Annotated in this window: 21 protein-coding genes, 1 rRNA gene and 1 pseudogene; 14 read left to right on the top strand and 9 right to left on the bottom strand. The window is 39.7% G+C overall.

Going from position 1 to position 24859, the window contains the following annotated elements; translation table 11 throughout:
• Positions 1-109 precede the first annotated feature (109 nt).
• Positions 110-3028, top strand: coding sequence for a DEAD/DEAH box helicase (locus V6C71_11760; protein HEY9769152.1), 2919 nt, complete (start codon positions 110-112; stop codon positions 3026-3028).
• 310 nt (positions 3029-3338) lie between these two features.
• Here V6C71_11760 and V6C71_11765 read toward each other — a convergent pair whose 3' ends face one another.
• Entirely contained in the window at positions 3339-4031 is a 693-nt protein-coding gene (locus tag V6C71_11765; protein ID HEY9769153.1) for a PHP domain-containing protein, read from the bottom strand.
• A 199-nt stretch (positions 4032-4230) separates the two neighbouring features.
• On the opposite strand from V6C71_11765, the gene V6C71_11770 reads away from it, so the two are divergent.
• From V6C71_11770 to V6C71_11780, 3 genes are all read left to right on the top strand, one after another.
• Positions 4231-5130, top strand: a complete 900-nt coding sequence (locus tag V6C71_11770) for an AEC family transporter (protein ID HEY9769154.1) — start codon at positions 4231-4233, stop codon at positions 5128-5130.
• 106 nt (positions 5131-5236) lie between these two features.
• Complete coding sequence (gene gntT, locus V6C71_11775; GenBank protein ID HEY9769155.1) at positions 5237-6541, top strand: guanitoxin biosynthesis MATE family efflux transporter GntT; 1305 nt, start codon at positions 5237-5239, stop codon at positions 6539-6541.
• 69 nt (positions 6542-6610) lie between these two features.
• Positions 6611-7990 (top strand): CHAT domain-containing protein, encoded by a 1380-nt coding sequence (locus V6C71_11780; protein HEY9769156.1) that lies wholly within the window; start codon positions 6611-6613, stop codon positions 7988-7990.
• Positions 7991-8078: 88 nt separating this feature from the next.
• Here V6C71_11780 and V6C71_11785 read toward each other — a convergent pair whose 3' ends face one another.
• Positions 8079-9077 (bottom strand): adenosine kinase, encoded by a 999-nt coding sequence (locus V6C71_11785; GenBank protein ID HEY9769157.1) that lies wholly within the window; start codon positions 9075-9077, stop codon positions 8079-8081.
• A 204-nt stretch (positions 9078-9281) separates the two neighbouring features.
• Here V6C71_11785 and tatC point away from each other — a divergent pair, with 204 nt between their 5' ends.
• Positions 9282-10049 (top strand): twin-arginine translocase subunit TatC, encoded by a 768-nt coding sequence (gene tatC / locus V6C71_11790; GenBank protein HEY9769158.1) that lies wholly within the window; start codon positions 9282-9284, stop codon positions 10047-10049.
• Between the two features lie 156 nt (positions 10050-10205).
• On the opposite strand, the gene V6C71_11795 is transcribed toward tatC, so the two are convergent.
• On the bottom strand, positions 10206-10919 hold the full coding sequence (locus V6C71_11795) for a response regulator transcription factor (GenBank protein ID HEY9769159.1): 714 nt from the start codon (positions 10917-10919) through the stop codon (positions 10206-10208).
• A 399-nt stretch (positions 10920-11318) separates the two neighbouring features.
• Between V6C71_11795 and V6C71_11800 the strand changes: the two genes are divergently transcribed.
• Positions 11319-11699 (top strand): VOC family protein, encoded by a 381-nt coding sequence (locus tag V6C71_11800; protein HEY9769160.1) that lies wholly within the window; start codon positions 11319-11321, stop codon positions 11697-11699.
• A 275-nt stretch (positions 11700-11974) separates the two neighbouring features.
• Here the strand turns inward: V6C71_11800 and V6C71_11805 are convergent, their stop codons facing one another.
• Positions 11975-12616 carry a 50S ribosomal protein L25/general stress protein Ctc gene (locus V6C71_11805; protein ID HEY9769161.1) on the bottom strand — a complete coding sequence of 214 codons (642 nt, stop codon included), beginning with the start codon at positions 12614-12616 and terminating at the stop codon, positions 11975-11977.
• Between the two features lie 110 nt (positions 12617-12726).
• Positions 12727-14058 (bottom strand): adenylosuccinate synthase, encoded by a 1332-nt coding sequence (locus V6C71_11810; GenBank protein HEY9769162.1) that lies wholly within the window; start codon positions 14056-14058, stop codon positions 12727-12729.
• Between the two features lie 59 nt (positions 14059-14117).
• Here V6C71_11810 and V6C71_11815 point away from each other — a divergent pair, with 59 nt between their 5' ends.
• From V6C71_11815 to V6C71_11835, 5 genes and pseudogenes are all read left to right on the top strand, one after another.
• The gene (locus tag V6C71_11815) at positions 14118-15425 is read left to right on the top strand and encodes a dihydroorotase (protein HEY9769163.1); all 1308 of its coding nucleotides are present in this window, start codon (positions 14118-14120) and stop codon (positions 15423-15425) included.
• Between the two features lie 98 nt (positions 15426-15523).
• Complete coding sequence (locus tag V6C71_11820; protein HEY9769164.1) at positions 15524-15877, top strand: hypothetical protein; 354 nt, start codon at positions 15524-15526, stop codon at positions 15875-15877.
• A 12-nt stretch (positions 15878-15889) separates the two neighbouring features.
• Positions 15890-16873 (top strand): annotated as a pseudogene (locus V6C71_11825) (diguanylate cyclase).
• A complete protein-coding gene (locus V6C71_11830) occupies positions 16856-17458 on the top strand; it encodes an EAL domain-containing protein (GenBank protein ID HEY9769165.1) in 603 nt (200 codons plus the stop codon). Before V6C71_11825 ends, V6C71_11830 begins: the two are co-directional and overlap by 18 nt.
• Positions 17459-17492: 34 nt before the next feature.
• A complete protein-coding gene (locus V6C71_11835) occupies positions 17493-17666 on the top strand; it encodes an EAL domain-containing protein (GenBank protein ID HEY9769166.1) in 174 nt (57 codons plus the stop codon).
• A gap of 68 nt (positions 17667-17734) precedes the next feature.
• On the opposite strand, the gene V6C71_11840 is transcribed toward V6C71_11835, so the two are convergent.
• Positions 17735-19723 carry a DNA phosphorothioation-associated putative methyltransferase gene (locus V6C71_11840; GenBank protein HEY9769167.1) on the bottom strand — a complete coding sequence of 663 codons (1989 nt, stop codon included), beginning with the start codon at positions 19721-19723 and terminating at the stop codon, positions 17735-17737.
• Positions 19724-19825: 102 nt separating this feature from the next.
• Here V6C71_11840 and V6C71_11845 point away from each other — a divergent pair, with 102 nt between their 5' ends.
• Complete coding sequence (locus V6C71_11845; GenBank protein ID HEY9769168.1) at positions 19826-20590, top strand: nucleoside phosphorylase; 765 nt, start codon at positions 19826-19828, stop codon at positions 20588-20590.
• Between the two features lie 18 nt (positions 20591-20608).
• On the opposite strand, the gene V6C71_11850 is transcribed toward V6C71_11845, so the two are convergent.
• A complete protein-coding gene (locus V6C71_11850; GenBank protein ID HEY9769169.1) occupies positions 20609-22054 on the bottom strand; it encodes a collagen-like protein in 1446 nt (481 codons plus the stop codon).
• A 280-nt stretch (positions 22055-22334) separates the two neighbouring features.
• Between V6C71_11850 and V6C71_11855 the strand changes: the two genes are divergently transcribed.
• Together V6C71_11855 and V6C71_11860 are read left to right on the top strand one after the other, a co-directional pair.
• Positions 22335-23153, top strand: a complete 819-nt coding sequence (locus tag V6C71_11855; protein ID HEY9769170.1) for a tetratricopeptide repeat protein — start codon at positions 22335-22337, stop codon at positions 23151-23153.
• A gap of 41 nt (positions 23154-23194) precedes the next feature.
• Positions 23195-23725 (top strand): hypothetical protein, encoded by a 531-nt coding sequence (locus tag V6C71_11860; protein ID HEY9769171.1) that lies wholly within the window; start codon positions 23195-23197, stop codon positions 23723-23725.
• Positions 23726-23763: 38 nt separating this feature from the next.
• On the opposite strand, the gene V6C71_11865 is transcribed toward V6C71_11860, so the two are convergent.
• Together V6C71_11865 and rrf are read right to left on the bottom strand one after the other, a co-directional pair.
• Entirely contained in the window at positions 23764-24477 is a 714-nt protein-coding gene (locus V6C71_11865; GenBank protein HEY9769172.1) for a response regulator transcription factor, read from the bottom strand.
• Between the two features lie 249 nt (positions 24478-24726).
• Positions 24727-24844, bottom strand: a 5S ribosomal RNA gene (gene rrf, locus V6C71_11870).
• Positions 24845-24859 lie beyond the last annotated feature (15 nt).

The raw sequence follows: 24859 nt of genomic DNA on the forward strand, positions 1-24859 counted from the left end.
AGACAAAGTAGCCTATAGTCAATTAAAATCATAAACTTAGCAAAAATGTCACAATGTAGATAATTAAGTTTAATATTGTGACTTTAAGTCCGATTTTATAGAACCGCTTGTGAATCTAATCGCTTCTAATTCTGAGTTAAATCCGCAAGAGTTATTTCCCTTTGAGCTTGACGAATTCCAAAATAGGGCGATCGCCGCATTGGCAGCAGGCAAATCTGTAGTAATCTGCGCCCCTACAGGTTCGGGAAAAACATTAATTGGTGAATATGCGATCTACCGCGCCTTAAACCACGGCAAAAGAGTGTTCTACACCACTCCTCTCAAAGCTCTTTCCAATCAAAAATTTCGAGATTTTCAAGACCAGTTTGGTGCAGGAAACCCACGTAAGATTGGTCTTTTGACGGGAGACACAATTATTAACCCTAATGCAGACGTGGTAATTATGACCACGGAGATCTTTCGTAATATGCTCTATGAAACACCCATCGGGCAGTTAGGAACGTCTTTAGAAAATGTTGAAGCAGTAGTCTTAGATGAGTGTCACTATATCAGCAATCGCTTTCGCGGTACGGTATGGGAAGAATCAATTATCTATTGTCCGCCACAAATTCAGCTAGTGGCTCTTTCAGCGACGATTGGTAATCCTCAAGAGTTGACTGACTGGATCGCTAAAGTTCGCAATTCTAATCCCAACAACCAAAAACGATATGAGTGCGAATTAATCAATTCGGATTTTCGACCTGTTCCTCTGAGATATTATTTTTGCGATCGCCGTGGGATTCATCGGCTATTAAACCAACAAGAAACAGAAATCAATCCCAAACTTAAAGCTTCGTCTCCTCGTCAGGGACAAAAACCTAAACGTCTCAAGATCAAAGACTGCCCCAAAATCTATCAGGTGGTACAGCAGCTACAAAATAAAGATATGCTCCCTGCGATCTACGTTATCTTTAGTCGTCGAGGTTGCGATAAAGCAGTAGATACCCTTGATGCTCTAGCTTTGGTCACTCCAGAAGAAGGGCAGCAAATAGAAAGTATCCTGCTCTATTTCTTTTTAACCAACAATATTGAGCTACAAACGGCATTGCTGGCGTATTTTGCCGAATCTAACTCGGAATTAGCTGTATTAATCAGAGATTACTTAGCAGACAATGAACAGGCTGAAGTCAATTTAGCGCGATATCTTGTTGCCAATCCCAATCAAAAATATTTGCTGTGGCAGTTTTTGTGTGAGAATTCTCAAATTGCCAGAATCGATCAGATTGAACCTTTGATGCGGGGTATTGCTTCTCACCATGCGGGGTTATTGCCTGCCTGGAAAGAACTGGTAGAAAGACTGTTTGAAATGGGGTTAGTCAAAATTGTCTTTGCCACTGCAACCTTAGCAGCAGGAATCAATATGCCGGCTCGGACTACGGTAGTATCAGCTTTATCCAAACGCACCGACGGGGGACATAGTATGCTTAGTCCTTCAGAATTCTTGCAGATCTCGGGGCGGGCTGGCAGAAGAGGCAAAGATAAGGTAGGTCATGTAGTAACGCTACAAACTCCTTTTGAGGGGGCAAAAGAAGCAGCATTTTTGGCAACTTCCACTGCCGAACCCTTACGAAGTTGGTTTACTCCTTCCTATGGGATGGTGCTAAACTTACTGCAAAAATATAGCCTGAGTGAAGTAAAAGTGCTTTTAGAGCGTAGCTTTGCCGAATATCTCTCCCAAAAAAGACTCGCTCCTGAACAAATAGCGATCGCCGAAATCACTACAGAATTGGCTAAGTTAGATGTAGCCCTAGCCTCAATTGCTCCTGGGCAACTAGCTAGCTATCAAAAACTACAGGAACAAGCCAGAGAAGAACAGCGACTATTAGAAATTCTGCAACAGCAAGCCGAAGCCACTCACAAAAGCCAAATTAAGCCTTTAGTTCCTCAAATTGAGCCAGGAAGAATAATTGGTTTGAAAGGTAAACATATTCGGGTAAATTCTCCCTTAGCTGCGGTATTGGTAGACAAAATTTCTGGTTCTGGTAAAGCTCCCAACTTACTGTGTTTGGGGGCAGATAACTATTGGTATATTGCAGTCAACGCTGACGTTAGCGAAATTAATCAGGGGACTGTTCAGGTCGAGAATATAGCTGAGATTCCTCTCCCCGCTTTAGATAATCTCAAATTGGGTAAGTGGCTTCAAGGAGATGAGTTTACGGCGATCGCAGTTAAGCAGATTGCTGATTATTTAATTCCCACAACGCCTGCTCCTGAGGTGAGCGAGCAACAGCAGAAACTAGATGCAGTGCAAAAGCAGATCGACCAACATCCAGTACAGCAGATCGATAATCCCAATCGATTGCTAAAAAAACATCAAAAGCGTTTACAACTTAGGGAAAAGCTGCATAAAATTCAAATTAAGTATCAAAAGCAAAAGTCAAACCAGTCTTATTATTGGGAAGAGTTTCTCAACCTAATTAAAGTGTTGCAAGAATTTGAGGCTTTAAATGAATATAGTCCCAGTTTTTTGGGGCAAGCAGCAGCGACTATTCGCGGAGACAATGAACTCTGGCTGGCTTTAGTTTTTGTTTCAGGAGAACTAGAATACTTAGAACCCCATCACTTAGCAGCTACCGTCTGTGCCTTAATCACTGAAACTCCCCGCGCTGATGTTTGGTGCGACTTTCCCCCACCTCCAGTAGTATTAGAGGTGTTGGGAGTCAAAAAATCGCCGGGTGACAACAGCTTAGATACGACTCCAAGCATTAGAGAAATTAGAACTCGTTTATTCCAGGCGCAGCGCCGTCATGGAGTAAGTTTGCCAGTTTGGCGCGAATATGAATTAGTTGGATTGTGTGAACAATGGGCATTGGGGATGGATTGGCAAGATCTTTGTGATAGCGTTAGCCTAGCAGAAGGAGATATTGTCAGAATGCTGCGGCGTACTGTAGATGTCTTGTCGCAAATTCCGCAAATTCCTAATATTTCTTCTACCTTGTCTAACAACGCTAAAGAAGCAAGTATGATGATGAAACGTTTTCCGATTTAGTTATTCACGCATTCAAAAGTCCCCAAGCCCCTAAGTCTCCCAGGTAAACACCACAAATCTTCCAACTTGGCGCTCAAAAGATGGCGATCGCTTCCATAGCATATAATTTTAGTCGATAAATTAGCTTATTTTAATGGCTTATTTTTTCTTTCATGAGATGGGAAGACTTAAAAGCCATTGAAAAAAAATTGAACAAAAGTTAAATCAAAATTAGCCCGATAATTAGGCAAGTTGGGCAGATAAAATTGTCTTATTGAATGTCTTATTAAAGCCAATTCACATCAAGGCACTTGAGGAGTATTGTTTAAATCTAAATCCGTTGTAATATATTCAATCCGTGAGTGTCTGTACCACAGGTGCTAAAAAGACGATATTTTTCAGCTAAGGCTAAAACTATTTGTGTTTTACCAGGACTAGGTTGCCAAACTTGAGGATTGTTATAGGCATAAAAAGTTTCTACACCATCAATGCCTAACTCAGCAGCAGCAGGAATTAACTGTTTAGCAGAGCGACGGTAGCGTTCTGGATGGGCTAAAACAACTAAACCGCCTGCTTGATGAATGCTGTCAATTACCTGTTTTGCTTCAGCATTTTCGCCATGAGGTCTATTTCTCTGAAGATATAACTCGATAGAGGGGTGTTCGGGGTCGAATCCATAGCCTAATATATGTACTTCAACCTCTGATAGATGAGAAGTTATTTCTACTCCTGTCCATAAATGAGGCAAATTAATCTCGGCATTCTCTGAACCTACTCTGGCAAGATATTGTTCGGCTTGTCGATAGCTATCAACCGAATGATGATCGGTAATGGCAAAACCTTTAAGTCCGATCGCGATCGCCTGCTGAACTAAATTTGAAGGTGTTAGTCTACCATCAGAAGCCTGAGTATGCAGATGAAAGTTATAAACCCGAGGACAACTGGCATAGTTAATGCTTTCCCAGACACTTTTGAGATAAGTAGTGTCCTGTGCAGTTGGTTTTAGAGAAGATGTAGCAACCATACGCATCAAAGGTTGGGAGAAAAATGTTTCTAATTGTTACAAATACCATAACAAAATAAAACGCTCACTGGCGAGTAGCACTGGGAAGTAATAACCATAAATAAATTGTTAAATTCCTTGACAGATATACGCTATAGATGATGTTCAAGTATCCGTTCGATCCCAAAGAAAATATATCAAATTATCTTATAGACCTTATATGACGACCTTATTACCTGCTGTTCTTCCTGTAGGCTTAATCATTTTAATTGGCTTTATTGTAGGTCGTACTTTAGCACTTCAACCTTCAAGCTTATCACAATTAGCATTGTATGTCTTGTCTCCAGCTTTGGTAATTGATAGTTTATATCGTACTGAGCTATCGCTCAATAGTTCAAGCAAACTACTCATTGGATTTACCCTAACCTCAATTTCAATCTATGCTCTAGTCGGAATAATTAATCGATTTTTTAATTTATCTGCCTCTTTAAGTAGAGCTATTACCGCCGTAGTCATGTTTCCTAATAACGGCAATATGGGATTACCTGTGGCAACTTTTGCCTTGGGCGCACCAGGATTAGATCGAGCTATTATTTATATGCTTGGCTCTGCTTTCTTAATGTTTTGCTTTGGTCCTGCGATGATCCAAGGTAAAGGCATAATTGAGGGGTTGAAGCTAATTTTACGACTACCTTTACTGTGGGCAATTTTATTGGGTTTGAGTTTGCGTTTGTTGTCAGTTGAAGTTCCATGGGGATTGGATCGAGGTATTCAACAGCTAGGTGCAGCGGATATTCCGATCGCTTTAATTTTATTAGGGATGCAATTGTCAGAAACTCGATTCCAACCAGGAATTAAAGAAATTATGACGGCGATCGCCCGTTTATTAATTGCGCCGATGATTGCTTACGCGATTGGTAGACTATTACAGCTAGAAACTCTCAATTTACAGGTGTTAGTTTTGCAAAGTGCTATGCCTACCGCTGTTAATTCCTTTGTCATTGTTAGCGAGTTTGGTGGAGATAAAGATCTCGTTGCCAGAGCGATCGTCGCTTCTACACTGATGAGCTTTATTACTTTGCCGATAGTGTTAACGTTTTTATTAGCTTTTAGCTCTTAGCTTCTTGGCGCATTCGCTCTTTGTTGGAAACCAACAAGACCGCGATGCACCGCTTTTTTGTTGAAGTTATAAGTAGCGATTTACCAAGTATTTATTCTGTTCTAAATTGAATCATCACTCTTCAGCACTGGATCATCAAAGTCGTTTTTGGCGATTAGCTGCGGTAAACGTCATTTCTAACCTGATGGTGCCACTGGCTAGCCTAGTTGACGTGGCATTTTTGGGTCATTTAACCGAAATTCGGCATCTAGCAGGTGTGGCGATCGCCACAGTGCTATTTAACTATATTTACTGGACTTTTGGTTTTTTACGGATGGGAACAACGGGGGTAACTGCCCAAGCTAGAGGTAGAGGGGAAAAAAATGCAGTTGTGCTGACTTTGTTACGCAATGGTGCGATCGCTCTAGTCATCGGCGTAATTATTCTAATTTTGCAACAACCTTTAAGAGAAATTGGCTTCACTTTACTTAGAGCCGAACCCGCAGTACTCGAAGCGGGGCGAGCTTACTATAATGCTCTGATTTGGGGCGCGCCTGCGACTTTACTAAACTTCGTCTTGTTCGGTTGGTTTCTCGGCAAAGAGCAAGTAAAACAGGTTTTATTACTTTCTTTCGTCAGCAAAGGGGCGAATATTATTCTAGATTATCTGTTTATTGTCCGTTGGGGACACGAAAGTGCTGGGGCGGGTGCAGCAACGGCAATCAGTCAGTTTGTGACTTTAAGCATCGGGTTGCTATTGGTATATCAGCAACTACCTCAACAATTCTGGCAACAGTATCGGCACATTTTTGAACCAACAGCTTTAAAAGCGACTTTTTTGCTCAATCAAGACATTTTGATTCGTACTCTGGCATTGGTTTCTACCTTCGCAATTTTTACTAACCTCAGCAGCACGTTGGGGACAGAAATTTTGGCTGCTAATACTTTGTTGTTGCAGGTAGTTACCCTAGCAGCCTATTTTATTGATGGTATTGCTTTTGCGACAGAGAGTATTGCTGGAAATCTCCAAGGACAAGGAAAAATCAGCCAATTAATTCCCTTATTAAAGCTGGCAGGTAGCAGTAGCTTATTGGCTGGCTTGGGTTTTGCCGTCACATTTTGTTTGTTTCCTCAATTTCTATTTGGCTTATTGACTAATCACTCAGAAGTAGTCGCACAAGTCGGTAACTATGTCTGGTGGCTGTTGCCTATTTTGGGTTTTGGTTCGTTGGCATATATGCTAGATGGCTATTTTCTGGGTTTAACCGCCGGTAAAATTCTGCGTCAGTCTACGATTATTGCTGCGCTGTTGGGTTTTGCACCTATGGCGATCGCAGCTTGGCATTGGCAAACTAATCATTTGCTCTGGCTGGCATTGGCTTTATTTATGACAACTCGCAGCATTACTTTGGGATTAAAAATTAATCATTAAGGCACTACCTGTACTTGTATTATGATGATTAAATAACCAAAGCTCAGTAATATAAACGCGAGAAGCATTATGCGATGCAAAATATTGAAGAGTATTACACGGTTACGTCGTTACTGGTTCTATTACTTAATTTCTGGAATAATGGCGATCGCCATTATTGTTACTCAGGCTTCTTTACTCAGATCGCAGACATTAATTCCATCTCAGACAATTTCGGAAATAAAACCAGAGTTGCTTGATTTAGGAGAATTTTCTGATTTAGTTGCCAAGATAGAGTCAACGTGGGAAAACGATTATGAAAGATATTTTGACCGCGATTTCTCTAATCAATCGCGATCGGCAAACCAAATTGCTGACCGTTTACAAGAAGTTCAAGAGCAAACAAATATTAACCCTGCGGTTATTTGGGCTATGCCTATGGACGATTTTTTGGAATTAGTTTTAGTCACTCCCCAAAGGCAATTCATCGTTAAAAAAATTAGAGGCGCAAACCGCGCCAGGCTAAACAAAAGGATTGATGAACTAGCAGTGGGAATTAGCGATCGCTCCTCTCTCAAATATCTTCCTCCAGCCAGATTAATTTATAATTGGTTGCTCAAACCTCTAGAACCTTATTTAGAAGCGGAAAATATTGACACCTTGTTGCTTTGCACTGGTTCAAAACTACGCTCTTTCCCTTTTGCTGCACTGCATGATGGCGAAAAATTTGTGGTCGAAAAATATAATTTGGCTCGTATTCCAGCATTTAATCTGACAGATACCAGTTATCAAGCTAAGTCAAATAGACAAGTTTTGGCTATGGGAGCATCAAAATTTAACAAATTGCCATCACTCCCTGGAGTTGAAGTTGAATTAAATACTATCGTGCCTAAATTATGGTCTGGTCGTAAAATAGTTAACCAAGAGTTCACTGTGGACAATCTTCAGAATGCTCATCAAACAGAAGGTTTTGAGATTATTCATATCGCTTCTCACTCGGTGTTTAGCCCTGGTTCACCTGAAAGTTCTTTTATTCAGTTTAGCGATCGCCAATTGACATTAGCTCAAATTGCTAATTTAGAATTAGATCTGCCTCCAGTAGATTTATTAGTTTTAAGTTCTTGCGAAACCGCATTAGGAGATGAAGAGGCTGAATATGGATTTGCCGGTCTGGCTATGCAGGCGGGAGTAAAATCTGCTTTGGCTAGCCTCTGGTTAATTGATGATGTGGGAACAGTTTTGTTGATGAGTGACTTTTATCAGCAGTTGAAATCTACTCCAATCAAATCAGCAGCTTTAAGACAGGCTCAAGTTAATCTGCTTAAACAGAAAGTTTTTGTTGACAAAGCTCAAATCAAAGGCTTAGACGTAGAAGTTAATTTGCCTGAAATAACTTCAGCCGATCAAGCTCAAGATTTCACTCATCCTTTTTATTGGGCGGGATTTACGGTTATTGGCAATCCTTGGTAAATAAATTAGCAGCGTCAGAGCGATCTCTTTAAGATTTACAGCGATAATCTTATACGGGCAAGACATTGCCTTGCCCGTATAACATACTTTATGCTGCTTTAGCTCGATCTAAAAGAGCCTGTACCTCTTCTGTTTTCATCCGCGCGCCCAAAGTAGTAACTATTTTTGCCGAAGCCAAAGAAGCTAAACGCCCTGCTTCTGCATAACTCATTCCGTTAGTAATGCCATAAAGAAATGCACCCGCATACATATCTCCTGCACCAACAGTATCGATCGCCTTAACAGCAAACGGGTCGATGTTAAGCAATTTTTCTCCATCGAAGATAACCGAACCTGCTGCACCGCGTGTAATAGCGAACCCTTTAGCTAAAGTTTTGAGATAGTCTACTGCAACATCAAAATCTTCGGTTTCTGCCATCAACAAAGCTTCACTTTCATTAGCAAAGAGAAAATCAACTCCCGAACCAATTATTTCTAATAAGCCTGACTTGAAAAATTTCACCATATTAAGATCTGCTAGGGTAAATGCCACCTTATTTCCCGCAGCCTGAGCGATTTCTCGGGCTTCGATTGCTGCCTGTTTGCTACTTTCACCACTAACTAAATAGCCCTCAATATAAGTATATTTAGCGTTTTTGATCGCTTCGGGAACTAATTCATGATTACTAAACCCGCCTGAGATTCCCAAAAAAGTATTCATAGTGCGATCGGCATCGGGAGTGACAAATACCAAGCATTTGCCCGTCACTCCTGATTGAGCAGCGTGGTTTTCTAAGTTAGTCGCTACTCCACAATCAATTAAATCTTGAGTATAAAATTTTCCTGGTTCATCATTGGCAACCTTACAAGAATAAAATGATTTACCACCAAACTGGCTTACGGCAATCTGGGTATTTGCTGCTGACCCACCACAAGAGCGTTTTTGGTCGTATTGAGCCAAATTACTCACAATTTTATCCTGAGCATCTCGATCTAATAAGGTCATTACGCCTTTATCAATGCCGAGATCTTGTAATACTTCAGGTGACACTTCGAACTCAATATCTAATAGGGCATTACCCAAAGCGTACACATCATATTTCGCCATAAATTACCTCAGATCATTAATACGATTAACTTTAAGCAAGATAGCATTATTAGCACCTGGGTATCAGTCGAGGTCGCGCTTATCTATACCAATAATTAAATATTTTGCTGGCAAAACAAAAATTAGAGACGGGCAAGGAAGATATAATTATCTAAATTGATTTAGCGCTTTAATAACTAGCTTTTTAGTCGCCCCTGCTCTTATATGTCACCATCCAATTTAGAAACCTCTGTTAAAGATCAAGAGCCAGAAGAATATCTTAATGAACTTCCTGATGAAGTGGAGATGTCTTTGTTCGATCACCTAGAAGAACTTCGGTTGCGTATTTTCTATGCTTTAATTGCAGTAGCGATCGCTGCTATTGGCTGCTTTATCTTTGTCAGACCTTTAGTTCGTATTCTAGAAGTACCCGCCCAAGGAGTCCAATTTTTACAGCTTGCTCCAGGAGAATTTTTCTTTGTTTCGATTAAGGTAGCTGGCTACAGTGGTATGGTTTTGGCTAGTCCTTTTATTTTGTATCAGATTGTTCAGTTTGTCCTACCAGGGTTAACCAGAAAAGAGCGTCGTTTACTTGCTCCCGTTATTTTTGGCTCGAGTATTTTATTCTTTGCCGGGTTGTTTTTTGCCTATATTGCCTTAATTCCTGCTGCTCTTAATTTCTTTATTAACTACGGTAGTGACGTGGTTGAACAGGCCTGGTCAATAGATAAATATTTTGAGTTTGTCTTGCTGTTGTTGTTTAGCACGGGTTTGGCGTTTCAGATTCCAATTGTGCAGCTTATTTTAGGCTTTTTGGGTATTGTTTCCTCAGCGCAGATGCTCGCAGGTTGGCGTTATGTAATCCTTAGCTCTGTAGTTATAGGTGCAGTCCTGACTCCCTCTACCGATCCTTTAACCCAATCTTTATTAGCAGGTGCAGTGTTAAGTCTATATTTTGGTGGTATTGGTGCAGTGAAGCTAATTGGCAAGTAGTCACGAGTTACTTCGCTCATGAATAACTTGAAACAAAAAACAAATCTGATTTTGGCGCTGCGATCGCGCTTACTCTAAATTACCAATTAATCTAGATCGTTTATGTTCCTCAAATCTCAATGGCGATCGTCGTACATATTGTTAATTTTGCTCGAACTAAAGAATAGAAAACAAAAACACTATTCCCAACGAAGCACTACACAGTATTGCCAGTCCGCAAAGCTGTTGAAGAAAACCAATCCTTTGGTTGAGCTTATCTATACGGTTAGAGACATAGTATACTTGCTTTTTTAAAATACTATACTGATTTTCTATAAAGTTTTGACTTGTGGCTCTAGCATTTCTAGCACTACTTCTGCCAGTTTTAAATTGATCGCTAAATCCATTGTTTAAATTATCAAGCAACTTTGATTGTTGCAGTATTACTGATTTTAGCTGTTCTATCTCTTCAAAGTTAGATTGCGATTTAGTAGCTTTATGAAGATACTGTTCTAATAGACCAGGCCCCAATTGAAAGTAGCCTTTATGGGCACAATAAATAGCGTTAATTAACTCTTTTTCTGGAGTATTTTTCTTCAAATACCCTTTTGCACCTACCTGTAAAGCAGTATTCAAATAGATATTTTCATTATGAACGCTAATTATTAATACGCTTGTATTAATAAATTGTTCGAAAATAATTTGAGTAGCTGCTAATCCATCCAGGATAGGCATCTCAATATCCATCAACACAATATCGGGTTGATGTATTTTAATTAAAGAGATAGCTTCCTGACCGTTATTAGCACAACCAATAAGTTCCAGACCCTGAGCGGATTTAATGTAGCTGATTAAAATTTCCTGAACTGTTTTTTGATCGTCTACTATCAAGACTCTGATCATTATTGTACTGTATGCTTTTAACTAAATTAACTTATGCTATAAATATACGAACATATAGTTTTATTAAATGTCAATCAATGTATCAGATTTTTACTTTAAGTCACGAACCTAATTGGGTAACTTATTTAGGATAATAATAGTTGAAATTATATATAGTCAAAACTTCAAAAGTCATTAGAGAATCAATAAACTCAAAATTTTAATTTAATTTGAGATCTGAGAACTGTCAGATTGCCTTGGCTATTCTTGATTTATTCTCTTTAAATAGTTTTAAGTTTATCGATATTTTTTTGAGTTTTAAAAACGCTTGTTTTATAATAAACAATTATCATTTAAAACTGTGATAGTTTATTTAAAAAAATGATGCTTGATTAATTCAATTATTAAATGAAATTTAATTATTCAGATATTTTTATCACTATTGCTACTAATAAAATTCAATTATTAGTAGAATTTTATAGCCAAGTTTTTCAAAAACAGCCGACTATTTATCGTTCTAACATTTATGCAGAATTTCAATTAGGACAAGTTCGTATTAGTATTTTTAAACCCAAACTAGAGCGTCAGTCAGAGTTTGACAATCATAGCAGTAGTATGAGCTTCTGCTTAGAGGTAGACGATCTCCAACAGGCGATCGCCTGTCTCGCCGATTTAGGTTATCCACCACCAGGAAAAATTATTGAAGCTTCTCATGGCCAAGAAATTTATGCCTACGATCCCATAGGAAATCGTTTAATTTTGCATCAGTCCAAGATTACTTTGCCTTAGCTTTAACCGTTGCTCTCAATCTCAGTAGTCGGACATCAATTTATAGCAAGTGAACTATAGATTAAAACGTTAGTTATAAAATGAGCTAATAGCTAATAGCTAATAGCTAATAGCTTTTAGCTTTTGATCGACGTGTCTTAACCTTTGCTTCGAGTGCTATAATTAATCACACAAAAAATATAAATAAAACACCAGAAATATATAGTATTTCTGGTGTTTATAATTGTTAATTAAGTTAGTTTACATTGCGCCACACTACATCTTCATTCAATAAATTAATTTTCGGTAGTCTCGGCAGCTGTAGAACTTTTTCCGATTACTTCTGTTTCTATTGTTTCCTCTGTTTCTTCCGTCTCAACAGGTTTTGAAGGTAAAACAACAGTAATAGCAATGCGTTCGGGATCGTCTAAAACTTCAGTTCCTTTGGGCAGGGCAATTTCTCCCACGTGCAAAACACTACCAATTTCAAAGTTACTTACATCAATCTCAATCGATTCAGGAATACTATCAGCAGCACAGCTAATATTTAATTCGGTCATGATTTGTTCAACAATACCTCCTTCCTTGGCACCAGCAGCATCACCTAATAAGATTACTGGGACAACAATCTCTACCTGTTGTTTCGCAGAGACAGTAAAGAAGCTAAGATGATGCAAAGTTCTTTTCCATGGATGAGCCTGAACTTCTCTAATTAAAGCTTTGCCTTTCCAAGAAATGTCTGGAACATTAAGATCTACTAAGGTATTGTTTACCGCTGCGTCTCTTAATAAGAGTTGCGCTTCTTTGGCAGGAATGGTAAGAGATACAGAGTTGGCTCCATCATGTCCATATAAAGCTACGGGAATCAATCCTCCACGGCGTAATGCTCTGGGCTTGCTTCCTTCGGGTCTAGATTTGCATTCTACGGATATGTTCATAGTTTTAAACTGATTTGGTGTTAACTAATACGGTTAAAAATTTTTACTAATGGAGACAACAATTCCCAGCTTTAACCAGATTATTTGGTATTTAGCTGATTTAGCTGAGTCTAGCCTACAGGAATTCCGTCTGCATCGAGCAAAGCTCTTTTAGGACCATGAATTGGATCTTCGACAATAATTGTCTGATCGCGGCTTGGTCCTACAGAAACAATAGCAATAGGAACTTTCATCAATTCGGCCATATATTTGAGATAGTTCAGCGCTTTTTCCGGTAGATCTGAGAGAGAACGACAGCCGGTAGTAGATTGTTGCCATCCTGGTAGAGTCTGGAAAACTGGTTTACAGTTGGCAAAATGACTGGCGTTGGTAGGAAAGTGATTACAAATTTCGCCGTCAATCTCGTATGCTACACAGACTTTAATTTCTTCTAACTCGTCTAGTACATCTAGTTTGGTAATTGCCAGACAATCTAAACCGTTAATCCGTACGGCATAACGACCAATCACCGCATCAAACCAACCACAGCGACGACGGCGACCAGTAGTAGTACCAAATTCTGCTCCTAAATTTCCTAATAATTCACCCACATTATCTTTTAACTCGGTGGGAAAAGGACCTTCTCCAACCCGAGTAGTGTAGGCTTTGGCAACCCCAATTACTCTGTCTATAGTAGTAGGGCCTACTCCTGCGCCAACACAGGCTCCTCCTGCAATAGGATTAGAAGAAGTAACATAAGGATAAGTACCATGATCTAAATCGAGTAAAGTTCCTTGCGCTCCTTCAAACAGAATATTTTTTTTCTCTCGTACCGCTTCATAAATTTTGAGTGAACTATCGATTACAAAAGGCTTCAAAAACTCAGCATATTTTAGATACTCTTCAATTACTTTCTCTGAATCTAAAGGAGGTAAATTATATAGTTTTTCTAAAATTACGTTTTTATAATTAATCGTCCAGCTAAGTTGCTGATGCAAATGTTCGGGGTTCATCAAATCTAAAACCCGAATGCCAGTTCGCTCTGATTTATCAGCATAAGTCGGGCCAATTCCTCGACCCGTGGTACCAATTTTATATTCTCCTCTGCTTTCTTCCGATGCCTGATCTATCTTGCGATGATAGGGCATGGTTATATGAGCCGTCTGAGATACATATAGATTATCTACTGTCACTCCCAAAGCCTTTAGCTGCTCTATTTCTTCGATTAACACTTGAGGATCTATTACTGTTCCAGAACCAATAATACATTCTGTCTTAGGATATAAAATTCCTGAGGGAATCAAGTGTAGTTTGAAAGTTTGTCCAGCTACAACAACTGTATGTCCTGCATTTACTCCCCCTTGAGAGCGTACTACGACATCTGCCGAGCGACTAAGTAGATCGGTTATTTTTCCTTTTCCTTCGTCACCCCATTGGGCTCCGATCACGATAACATTAGCCAAGAGTTTATTTGGAAGCTAAAGTTTACACAAACTATTATTATGGTTATTTGCAGTACAAAATGTCAACTGTTGTTAGCCAAGAAGTTAAAAAGAGAATGGAACTACTGCAACAAGTTAGAATTATCGATCCGATTAGGCAAGTAGATCGACTTGCCGATGTATTGATTATTGGCGGTAAAATTAAAGCGATCGCAGAACGAATTGCTGATTACCCATCACAAACTTCAATTATTAATCCCTCGGGTTTGGTTTTGGGTGCTGGTCTAACAGATCTTTATAGTCATAGCTCAGAACCAGGAAATGAGGCGAGAGAAACTTTATTAAATTTAGCTCAAGCTGCTGCTGCGGGAGGGTTTACTCAGGTAGGAATTTTACCTGACACTTTTCCCCCAATTGATAATACTGAGGTTTTGGCTGCTCTCCAGCAAAAACGTAATCTATTAATTGCTAATAGTCAAGATATGTTCTTACCTCGACTGCATTATTGGGGCAATTCTTGTAATGCTACTAATCAGATGAATGAGCTAGGTGAATTGAAACCAGAAATAGTTGGTTTTGTCAGTCATTGCGACTTGGGCAGCTTGAATGTATTGCGGCAAATTTTAGAATATGTTCAGCCTTGGCAAAAGACGATCGCGATCGCTCTGCATCAAAATGAATTAGCTGGGAGTGGAGTAGTCAGAGAAGGTGATGTATCAATTCGCTACGGTATGTCAGGAAATCCTGGTTTTTCTGAAGCAGCGATTATTGCAGCAGTCTTGGAAATTGTGGCAAAAATCCCTACACCTGTTCATATCATGCGTGTCTCCACTCAACGGGGAGTAGAGCTAGTTGCCGCTGCCAAAGCCAGAGGTGTGCCGATAACCGCCAGTACCACCTGGATGCACCTGTTATGGAATAGTGATGCCGTGGGCAGTTATGATCCAAATTTGCGTCTGGAACCACCATTGGGAGATAACCAAGATCGAGCTGCTTTAATTGATGGCATTAGACAAGGAATTATCGATGCGATCGCGATCGATCATCAAGCCTATACTTATGAAGAAAAAACTGTTCCTTTTGCTTTAGCTCCTCCAGGAGTGATTGGCTTAGAATTAGCTTTGCCACTGTTATGGTCAAGATTTGTTGATACTGGAAAATGGTCGGCACTGGAGCTATGGCAAGCTTTGAGTAGTCGTCCTCGCCAATGTATACAGCAAGAATCGGTGGAGATTGCACCTGAGCAAACCGCCGATCTAGTCTTGTTCGATCCTCAACAAACTTGGAAAGTCGAGCGAAATAATCTTAAAACCCCTGCTGCTAATACTCCTTGGTATTGCCAAGAAATTAATGGCAAAGTAATTAAAACTTGGAACAGTAATCAATAATTACTTACTACTTATATTCAACCTTTCTCAAAAATGTTAGTTGGAAATTCCTTTAGGGCATTATAAAAAGGTAATTGCCGCAATTGTAGTCAATTTTAATGTTTGAGCAGGAAATAGCCAGAATTTTGCTGTTGCAAAATTTTCTTTTAAACCGAGTAGAAGAAGTTCTCGCTGAAAATCAAAGATTAAAAACAGAATTTCAAGAAATAACCGAAAAAGAGGAACGCTTTCGGCAGATTGCGGAAAATGTCCGAGAAGTTTTTTTTGTGATTTCAGCCAAGACAGACAAAATATTGTACATTAGCCTAACTTACGAAAAGGTTTGGGGACGTAGTTGTCAGAGTTTATACGACGATCCTCAATCATGGCTATTGGCGATTCATCCGGAAGACTCGTTTAAAGCGCTCTCTACGATTGAAACCCAGTTTAGAACAGGGGAAGATTTTGAATAAGAATATCGCATTATTCGTCCCGATCGATCGATCTGTTGGGTAAGAATACGAGCTTCTTCTGTCCGTGACGTGATAGGTAAAGTCAATCGTTTTGTAGGTATTGCCGAAGATATCACCAAGCGCAAAGAAGCTGAAGAGGCGCTCAAGAAAAGCGAAGAACAGTTTCGCCTCACCTTTGAAATGGCTCCGATTGGGATGGCAATCAGTACCCTCAAAGGTAAGTTTACTAGGGTTAATCAAGCTTTGTGTGATGCTTTAGGATATTCCCCAGCCGAATTATTAGAATTGTCTTTTGCTGAGATTAGTCATCCCGATGACTGGGAAACGCATCATCATTTAGAGCAGAAATTAATAGACGGTGCAGCATCAAGTTTTCAAATTGAAAAACGTTTTATTGCCAAAAATGGTCACATAGTCGATACTTTGCTCAAAGTTTTGATGGTGTGTGACGCTAGCGAAAAACCGCTACATTTCAACAATCAAATTGTTGATATTACCGAAGGCAAACAGATGGAGCAGCAGTTATTCCATGATGCTCTCCACGATGCTCTGACTGGACTACCTAATCGGGCTTTATTTATGGATCGTTTGGAGCAACAGCTAAAAAGAAGCCAGCGTCAGGATAAATATTTATTCGCGGTATTGTTCCTCGATTTAGACCGATTCAAAGTAGTTAACGATAGCGTAGGTCATTTAATCCCAGACAAGCTACTAATTGAGATTGCCCGCCGTTTGGAAAAGTCAATCGCACCGACGGATACAGTAGCACGCTTGGGAGGAGATGAATTTACAATTCTGTTAGAAAATATTTCTAGTAAATCTGAGGCTACCTTGGTTGCCGAAAGTATTTATTAAACTTTAACATTTCCCTTTCATATTGAAGGCTATGAGTTATTTACCACCGCTAGCATTGGTATTGCTTTCTCATCCCAAGGGTACGATAAGCCAGAAGATATTTTACGGGATGCAGACCTAACGATGTATAGTGCCAAAGAACAGGGTAAGGCACGCTATGAAGTTTTCGATTATTCACTGCGCGATCGCGCTTTACAAAGACTAGAGTTAGAAACAGACCTCCACAGAGCCTTAGAACGAAGAGAGTTTGAAGTGTATTATCAGCCGATTACTTTGGCATTAGGTATTTTATCTGGTTTTGAGGCATTAGCACGCTGGAATCATCCCACCAAAGGTTCAATTGGTCCTACAGATTTTATTCCTATTTGCGAAGAAACTGGTTTAATCGTTCCCTTGGGTAACTGGCTGCTTCAAGAAGCCTGCCAAACTGCACGCAATTGGCAGCTAAAATATCCCGAACATCCAACAATTAAAATGAGCGTCAATCTCTCTGCCCAGCAATTTCGCGAACCACAATTAATTCAGGAAGTCGAAAAGGTTTTGGCGCAGACGGGTTTGAAAGGTAAGTTTCTCAAGCTAGAAATTACTGAAAGTATCTTGATTGATAATCTAGAAACGGTCACAGAAATTATTCTCAATCTCAGAAAGCAAAATATTCAGTTTAGTATCGATGATTTTGGCGCGGGATATTCTTCTTTAAGCTTATTTACATCGTTTTCCTGTTGATACAATCAAAATAGACCGTTCTTTTGTCAGTCAGATGCAGCCGAATGGCGAGAATTCAGCAATCATCAAGGCGATCGTTAGTCTCGCCCATATGTTAAACATGGATGTGATCGCCGAAGGCATCGAAACTACTTCGCAATTAGCGCAACTTAAACTGCTGCAATGTGAGTATGGACAGGGTTTTTTCTTTTCTAGACCTTTAAGTTAAAAAGATGCAGAAGTATTTATGGCTAATTCACCTAGGTGGTATTAACAAAATCATGAAAGCAGGGGTGATTACTGATTACTAAGCTTGTGTCCTTCGATCTTTACTTCATGTTCCCTCAGACAACGCAGCCAGCCATGCAGACGACGAATCGCGTCACAATTTTCTAGTAGACCAGACTTTTGTTCTTTTTTGGTTAAGCGAACGAACTTCTTGTAACTGGGGTAGTCAGGGGCAACCAAAGCATCTTTTTGATGCAAAATCAGAGGGTTAGTTTCATCAGATATGTCGTGATAGGTCACAGATAAATTATGTAAATCTACCTCCATCGTTGCCTTCAAAGCAGGATGCGCTTGAGTATCGAACTCTGGATATACCAAATAGGTTATTTTAGGTTTGTTGTAATAAAGCTTAATAATATTAGCGTTTTCTAGGCGATAGAAATTACGACTAGCACAACCTTCATAGAGTCGCAGTAGGGGAGGCAGTTTTTCCAACGCGCTAACGTGGACGGCGATCGCATCATTGAGCTGTTTGCCGATGCCGCTAGTTTTGCACAAATTGGCAATTTTTCTCAAATCTCCGACGTTAATTAGTAAAATATCGGCTATGGTACAGGCTTCCTTGTAGCTACCAAACAAAGCTTTGACATCGGCTTTAATCTCAGGAGCAAGTTTTCTAACCGTAGGACGACCGCTAAATTTACTGAGTGCTAGATAGACTAAAAGGTCTTGACGACGTTTTTCGCTAATTGCTTCCCATTCATCGCGTTCGGTAGCCTGAAGGACTAGTTTAAAAGCACGCTGGTAGCTACGAAATTCAGCTTTAATAGCAGCTTCTGAGCCTAATTCACCTTTAACGGGCAATCGTCCTCTTTTGGTATAAAAATCCATCAAGGGAGACAACAAATCTTGATAATCCTCAAAATTTCTGACTTTAGCCTGAATACAGGGTGTACTAAGACGGGAATATAAGCGAGAAGCGCGGAAAAATTCGGCTTCAGCTTCATGACGGAAAACCAGATAAATGCCCAAGCCAGCAGGAACAGATTCCACTCCCAGAACTTGATCTATGTATAGTTTCAGTTCTTCCTGTTCGTAATATTTCTGAAAAGTGTTGCGGTTAGTGACTAGACCATCACCATAAGCTACTAAGCCACGACGGCGATCGTCCACCAAGACTTGTGCTGAGACAATCAGTACCTTATGGGTTAATTCCCAGGCTTTGATCAGGGCTTGTCTTCTTTCGGCTATATCTTCAATAACATTGATAATATAGCCCAAGTTAACAATGTCAGCAGGCTCAAGGTTAGCATTAGGGCGATAATAAGGATCCCAGCCTGAACTGGAGTAACCCAAATTCTCAAGCTGTTTAACATCTTCACCATAACCGCAACCATAATCAAAAAAGGTAGTGCCTGACTCAAATAAATCGGCTTCTAAAACAATTCTGACAGGACGAGATAGTTCCGAACGTTTTAAAGCAGCTTTGTGTCTCTCAATTAAAATAGTCTGCTTTCGGGCAAGGGGAGAGTCTATAGGACAAGCAACGTGATGACCAACTAAAGATATGCCCTGCTGTAACAATAATCGTGTCCACTCCTGTAGGGTTCCAATATGGCGAGAATTATCTAACAAACCCAAAGCTACCTCTTGTTTGGTTAATTCGGCAAAGATTTGATAGAGAGGATAGTCTGTGCCAACAAAGGTCTCTTTGCGATGGAGAATTGGCGGATTATGAGAATTATGATATTGTCTAACCGAAACTTGTTCGGTGGCAAGATCTACGACAATACTTTGATGTAGCTGAGGATGAGGGTCGCGATCAAAGTCAGGATAATACAAATAAGAAACTTTGGGACGATCTGTACCCAGCTTAATAATCGTAGCGCGGTCAAGATTTTTAACTAATTTCCGCGCCTGATTTTCATAGTCTCTCAGAACAGAGTCGAGGTTGGCTAAAGCATCGCTATGGACATACAAAGCACTAGGCAAATGTTTACCTATAGTGCTTTGTTGACAGCTAGAGACAATTGTGGAAAATTTTTCAAGAGTTACCATCTTTCAGTATCAGTCAATAGTAATTGGTGATGGATAATCAGTGTTAACCTGACACATATTTTCTAACCCTAATCATCTTAAGTTTATAGCTAGATTGCGAAAATGAAATATCATCATATTGGTTTTAGCCAGTCAGATATAGGTCTTGATGCGCCCCAAACAGTAATATTATCGGGAGAACCAGAACGATCGCAGTTTATCGCTCAAGCTTACTTACAAAACGTCAAACTTCTTTCACAATACCGAGGACTTCATAGTTATTTGGGTAATCTGCCTAATGGTAAACCCATCTTAGTTGCTACTAGTGGAATGGGCGCCCCTTCGTTAAGTATTGTAGTAAATGAATTGGTACAGGTCGGAATTAAACGGTTTCTTCGAGTTGGCACTTGTGGTTCAATTCAGCCCTATATTCCAGTAGGAGATCTAGTTATATCCCAAGGATGTTTGTGTCGCCAAGGTGCAGCTTTAGATATAGCTCCTGTTGAATATCCAGCGATCGCCGATCCGTTTTTGACCGTAGCTTTAGTAGAAACTGCACGTAAATTAAATATTCCCTGTCATTTAGGCATTACTGCCTCAGTAGATACTTTTTATGAAGGGCAAGAGAGAAGCGAATCCTCTGCCAACTTGCATCTTCAATCATGGTTAACAGGAATTACTTCTACCTATCGCCAATTGAATATTCTAAATTACGAAATGGAAGCAGGAACTTTGTTAAAAATGGCCGGAGTATATGGTTTCACCGCTGCCTGTGTATGCGCAGTAGTCGCACAAAGAACCGAAGCTGAAACTATAGCTGTTGCCGATAAAGAGACTGCTGTTAAACGAGCTATCGATGTTGCTATTGATACTCTTTGCCATACTTAAAGCTCAACGGCTGATATTTTAACGCTGGTTTGAAGACTTAGAACCTGGTTGCTCAATAGTAGTGCGGGTAGAAAGTTTTTTGACTTGGGAATTGTCTGCTAAAGAGCGTTTGGCAACGACCTCAACCTCCACTTTTAGTCCAGGTTGGCGATATTCTGGGGGAATAGGTAGTTGTCCTAGCTTTAAAGTAAATAAATTACCCTTTTTGACGATCGCTTGTGGAGGAATTGACCCTTGATATTTGGTTTTATAGGTTGTGCTACTACCACCAAAAATATTTTTATTTTCTGACGGTTCGCCAACCAGGTATTTAACAGAAAAGTCGGTCGCAATTAAATTTGACTTTTCAGCCTCATCGAAGATATCTAACTCTAAGTTTGCCCCTTGTCCAAATAGACCGTCTATAGTTAGATCGGCAACATCATCGGTATGAACTGCATTAAAGACAAATAACTCGGTCAGGTTATCCCGTTTAACTTTTTTAGTTTCTAACCACAGCTCATCAGGTAAAAAAATATTCGCATCATTTTCTCCTTTAAGACTTAGAGTAATTTTTTGCTCGTTAAAATCTTCTACTGGTTGGGGTGCATCCCAGACAAGTAGAACAGTATGCTCATGACGAGCGATTAATTCTTTATATTTATCGGCAATAATTGACCCAGGAGCAAACAAAGCAGAAGCATTGTCTTTGTTCTGCCAGATATTCCTTGATAAAGTGTAGCCTCTCCCTTTTAGTTCGCTAATTGGCGCAGTAACTTCTGGAAAATCAGGAGCCAAAGATTTGTCTAGATTGATTAAAGTTAAAGTTCCGATTTGACCGTCTCTGCCTTTTCGACCATCTCGCCCTAGCTTCCCTGAGTAACCATCGGTACACTGGAATTCTTCGGTAGTGCAGCTATAGTTAGAGCTGCCAGGTTTACCAAAGCATGTTTCTTCATTCCAATAAGGGCGATCGCATTTACAACCTACTCCCCCTTCACCTGCTTTTCCTGGTGTGCCACCTTCCCCTGCCGCAGCAATGACATAAATTTGCTTGAGGTGTTCTTTGTTAGTAGTGTAAACAGTTAAAGAACCGCCATTTCCTCCAGTTCCACCATCGCCACCATCACCACCATTACCACCATCCGCACCGCGCAGATTCTTCTCTACTTTTTCTGATTGCTGTTGGCAAAAAGCATCATAACCTTTAACTCCTGATTCCCCTGAAGCACCTTTTCCTCCAGTCAAATCTAAAGTCATTGATGAGCCATCGGCAAACACTGTCAAATTATCACTATTACGACCATTCATTCCTTTTTCTCCAGTTTCTCCATCGTCGCCATCTTCTCCCAAAGATGTTATGTTTTCGGCTAGCACGGAAGAACAGAGCAAAGATTGTGAAGAAGTAGATGTAGAAGTGATAAATTGCGGAAAAATTAAAATCGTGATGAACAATGTCAGTTTACTTAAAAAACGTACTTGCATAGTCGAAAAAAACTATTTTGATCCCATTTCGGTTATCTTCGTTTTTCGTGTATCGCACAGTTTTCAATTTTTGTCATTATTTTTTGAGATTTTATTAATAAAACTTAGTTTTTTGCGCTTGTAATCGATCATTAGAGTTAGTTATCTTATGCTCAAATGAAAGCCTTTTCGCAGTTTTTTAGCCCTAATTAGCCAATTCAGCAATATATATGAAATTTTATGTATTACGATATTAGTATTATATTTTAGGTATAAAGTTCTTGTAATAAATCGGAACAGAATGAAGCGTTGGTTAACAAGTCTATTTTTAATCTTCTCGGTATGGATTTCAGGTGGTTGGATTAGATCGGCTCAAGCATTACCCAAACAAACTGTGCATCTTACAGAGCAACAAATTGCGCAAGGGGAAAAAATTGCCAAGCAAGCAGTTCGCGCAGCAGAACGGGGTGATTTTGCTAGGGCAGAAACCTATTGGACATCATTAGTGGAAAAGTTTCCTGAGAATCCTGCTGTGTGGAGTAACCGCGGTAATGTTCGCATTGGTCAATATAAACTTACAGAAGCGATCGCGGATTTTGATCGTTCTATTGAAATTGCGCCTAAATATCCTGATGCCTATCTCAATCGCGGTATTGCTTATGAAGGCAAAAGACTTTGGGATAAGGCGATCTTAGATTACGATCGCGTATTAGCTATTAGTCCTCAAGACCCAGTAGCGTTAAACAATCGAGGAAATGCTAAAGCAGGACAACAAAATTGGCTAGAGGCTTTAGAAGATTATCAACAGGCAGCCATTATTGCTCCCAACTTCGCTATGGCACGGGGTAATGCTTCTCTAGTACAATATCAAATCGGCAATCGTTCTGAAGCTATCCGTAATATGCGGAATTTAGTTCGTAAATACCCCATGTATTCAGATATACGCGCTGCACTAACAGCAGCTTTGTGGGTTGAAGGGCAACAAGGCGAAGCCGAAAGTAATTGGGTTGCAGCAGTAGGTCTAGATAGCCGCTACCAAGATTTGGACTGGATTATCAACATCCGTCGCTGGCCACCATCAATGGTTCAAGCACTAGAAAGATTTTTAAATCTTAATTAATTCGGTAATTACTGTTAATTTCCTGTAGCAATTCTAATTACATGAGCGACTCATTGCCCCAAAAAGAGCTTTCTTTTTCTCAAGCGATCGCACTAACTCAATCCCTGATGGATCGAATCAATGCTAACGAGCTTAGTGAAGTTGAAATTCAACAAGAAATTTCATTGATATTAACTACGAAAAACGGCGGAAGAGGATTTTTTGTATCTTACTTAACAAGTGATTTGCCTTTAGCCGAGCATCCTTCTTTAGGAATTATTAATGGATTAAAATCTTCTGTAGAGGTGGCTAGCGAGCTGTTAGTCAAAAACTTAGCTATGTCTTCAGCTATGACTATTACTCACCGTCGTAACAACAATCTAGACAACGTTGAGGAATCACAAAGAGTTTCTCGGCGTACAAGCAATTTAATTCAACAGGTTAAATTAGAATCGGTTCAGGAGCAACTTCGGAAATTGCAGCATACCATTGAAGGCGTAAGCGAAGAATACAAAGAGTTTTTAGAACGCTGGAATTACGACATTGAGCAAAAAGAAGCCATTAGAAAAGCAATTATTAGTGCTTTGGTCTAAAAATTAAAAACCACACGACAACAAAACTATTCACTTTTTTATGTAGCGTTTAAAGTTACATCTACTTCAAATTTATATCCAACACCTCGTACAGTCTGAATAAAAGAAGGTTCGGCAGAATCAATTTCAATCTTCTTGCGAATTTGCCCTATGTGAACATCGACAACTCTTTGATCTCCCACATAATCATAATCCCAAACATTTTGAATCAGCTCGTCTCTGCGCCACACTCTTCCAGGGCGAGTAGCTAAAAAATGCAATAAATCAAATTCTAAAGCCGTCAACAAAATTAGCTGATCATTTATTTTTACTTCTCTGCGAACAGGATCTATAGTCATGTTGCTAAATATAAGAGGTTGTTTCTCAGAGGTTGTAACTGTTCGCTGTCTTTTTAAAATTGCTTTGACACGATACTCTAATTCTTGCAGATCGAAAGGCTTGGTTAGGTAGTCATCGGCTCCCTTCAAAAAACCTTCTTTCTTATCAGCAGCATCCGCTCTACTAGTAAGCATTAAAATGAAAACGTCTGTATGACGCTGCATTTCTTCACATAAGTTGTAACCTAAAGCATCTGGTAGGTTAACATCTAGTATTACTAAGTCGGGATGGAATTGTTCAAAAGTTTTCAATGCACTTTGACCATCTACAGCAGACTCGAGCAAATAATCTTTTTGGCTAAGAAACCGAAATATTAAATTACGAATTGCTGGATCATCATCTACGACTAGGATTTTTGCGGAAGCAGTATGCATAATTATTAACCAGTAAACTAAAACTAAGGCGATTTATTCGCCTAGAGAAACGAGCAAAGCTTATATTCTTATATTCAGTCTTCTAGACAATTATCGATGCATAACTGGATAATGCCAAGAACATAAATTACTTTAATAATTATATTGATTGTCTTTAGGCTTTTTCAAAAAAAATCTCACCTTTAACAGTTTCGTAAAGGTGAGATTTTGACCATATAGCATATGGTATTACATATTATAAATAAAAGAACCTGGCACTGAGCTATTTTCCCAGGAGGCTACCCTCCAAGTATCTTGGCCGCTACAGCGTTTCACAATCGAGTTCGGGATGGAGTCGAAGTGGGACCACTGCGCTACAAGCACCAGGAATGCTGGCGGTTCG

It is taken from the genome of Coleofasciculaceae cyanobacterium (assembly GCA_036703275.1).
Lineage (GTDB): Bacteria > Cyanobacteriota > Cyanobacteriia > Cyanobacteriales > Xenococcaceae > Waterburya.

Excerpts from the sequence above, each read along its gene's own strand:
- V6C71_11765 (HEY9769153.1), bottom strand. The coding sequence starts at position 4,031 with ATGGTTGCTACATCTTCTCTAAAACCAACTGCACAGGACACTACTTAT.
- V6C71_11770 (HEY9769154.1), top strand. The coding sequence starts at position 4,231 with ATGACGACCTTATTACCTGCTGTTCTTCCTGTAGGCTTAATCATTTTA.
- V6C71_11780 (HEY9769156.1), top strand. The coding sequence starts at position 6,611 with ATGCGATGCAAAATATTGAAGAGTATTACACGGTTACGTCGTTACTGG.
- V6C71_11785 (HEY9769157.1), bottom strand. The coding sequence starts at position 9,077 with ATGGCGAAATATGATGTGTACGCTTTGGGTAATGCCCTATTAGATATT.
- tatC (HEY9769158.1), top strand. The coding sequence starts at position 9,282 with ATGTCACCATCCAATTTAGAAACCTCTGTTAAAGATCAAGAGCCAGAA.
- V6C71_11800 (HEY9769160.1), top strand. The coding sequence starts at position 11,319 with ATGAAATTTAATTATTCAGATATTTTTATCACTATTGCTACTAATAAA.
- V6C71_11805 (HEY9769161.1), bottom strand. The coding sequence starts at position 12,616 with ATGAACATATCCGTAGAATGCAAATCTAGACCCGAAGGAAGCAAGCCC.
- V6C71_11815 (HEY9769163.1), top strand. The coding sequence starts at position 14,118 with ATGTCAACTGTTGTTAGCCAAGAAGTTAAAAAGAGAATGGAACTACTG.
- V6C71_11820 (HEY9769164.1), top strand. The coding sequence starts at position 15,524 with ATGTTTGAGCAGGAAATAGCCAGAATTTTGCTGTTGCAAAATTTTCTT.
- V6C71_11830 (HEY9769165.1), top strand. The coding sequence starts at position 16,856 with ATGTATAGTGCCAAAGAACAGGGTAAGGCACGCTATGAAGTTTTCGAT.
- V6C71_11835 (HEY9769166.1), top strand. The coding sequence starts at position 17,493 with ATGCAGCCGAATGGCGAGAATTCAGCAATCATCAAGGCGATCGTTAGT.
- V6C71_11840 (HEY9769167.1), bottom strand. The coding sequence starts at position 19,723 with ATGGTAACTCTTGAAAAATTTTCCACAATTGTCTCTAGCTGTCAACAA.
- V6C71_11845 (HEY9769168.1), top strand. The coding sequence starts at position 19,826 with ATGAAATATCATCATATTGGTTTTAGCCAGTCAGATATAGGTCTTGAT.
- V6C71_11850 (HEY9769169.1), bottom strand. The coding sequence starts at position 22,054 with ATGCAAGTACGTTTTTTAAGTAAACTGACATTGTTCATCACGATTTTA.
- V6C71_11855 (HEY9769170.1), top strand. The coding sequence starts at position 22,335 with ATGAAGCGTTGGTTAACAAGTCTATTTTTAATCTTCTCGGTATGGATT.
- V6C71_11860 (HEY9769171.1), top strand. The coding sequence starts at position 23,195 with ATGAGCGACTCATTGCCCCAAAAAGAGCTTTCTTTTTCTCAAGCGATC.
- V6C71_11865 (HEY9769172.1), bottom strand. The coding sequence starts at position 24,477 with ATGCATACTGCTTCCGCAAAAATCCTAGTCGTAGATGATGATCCAGCA.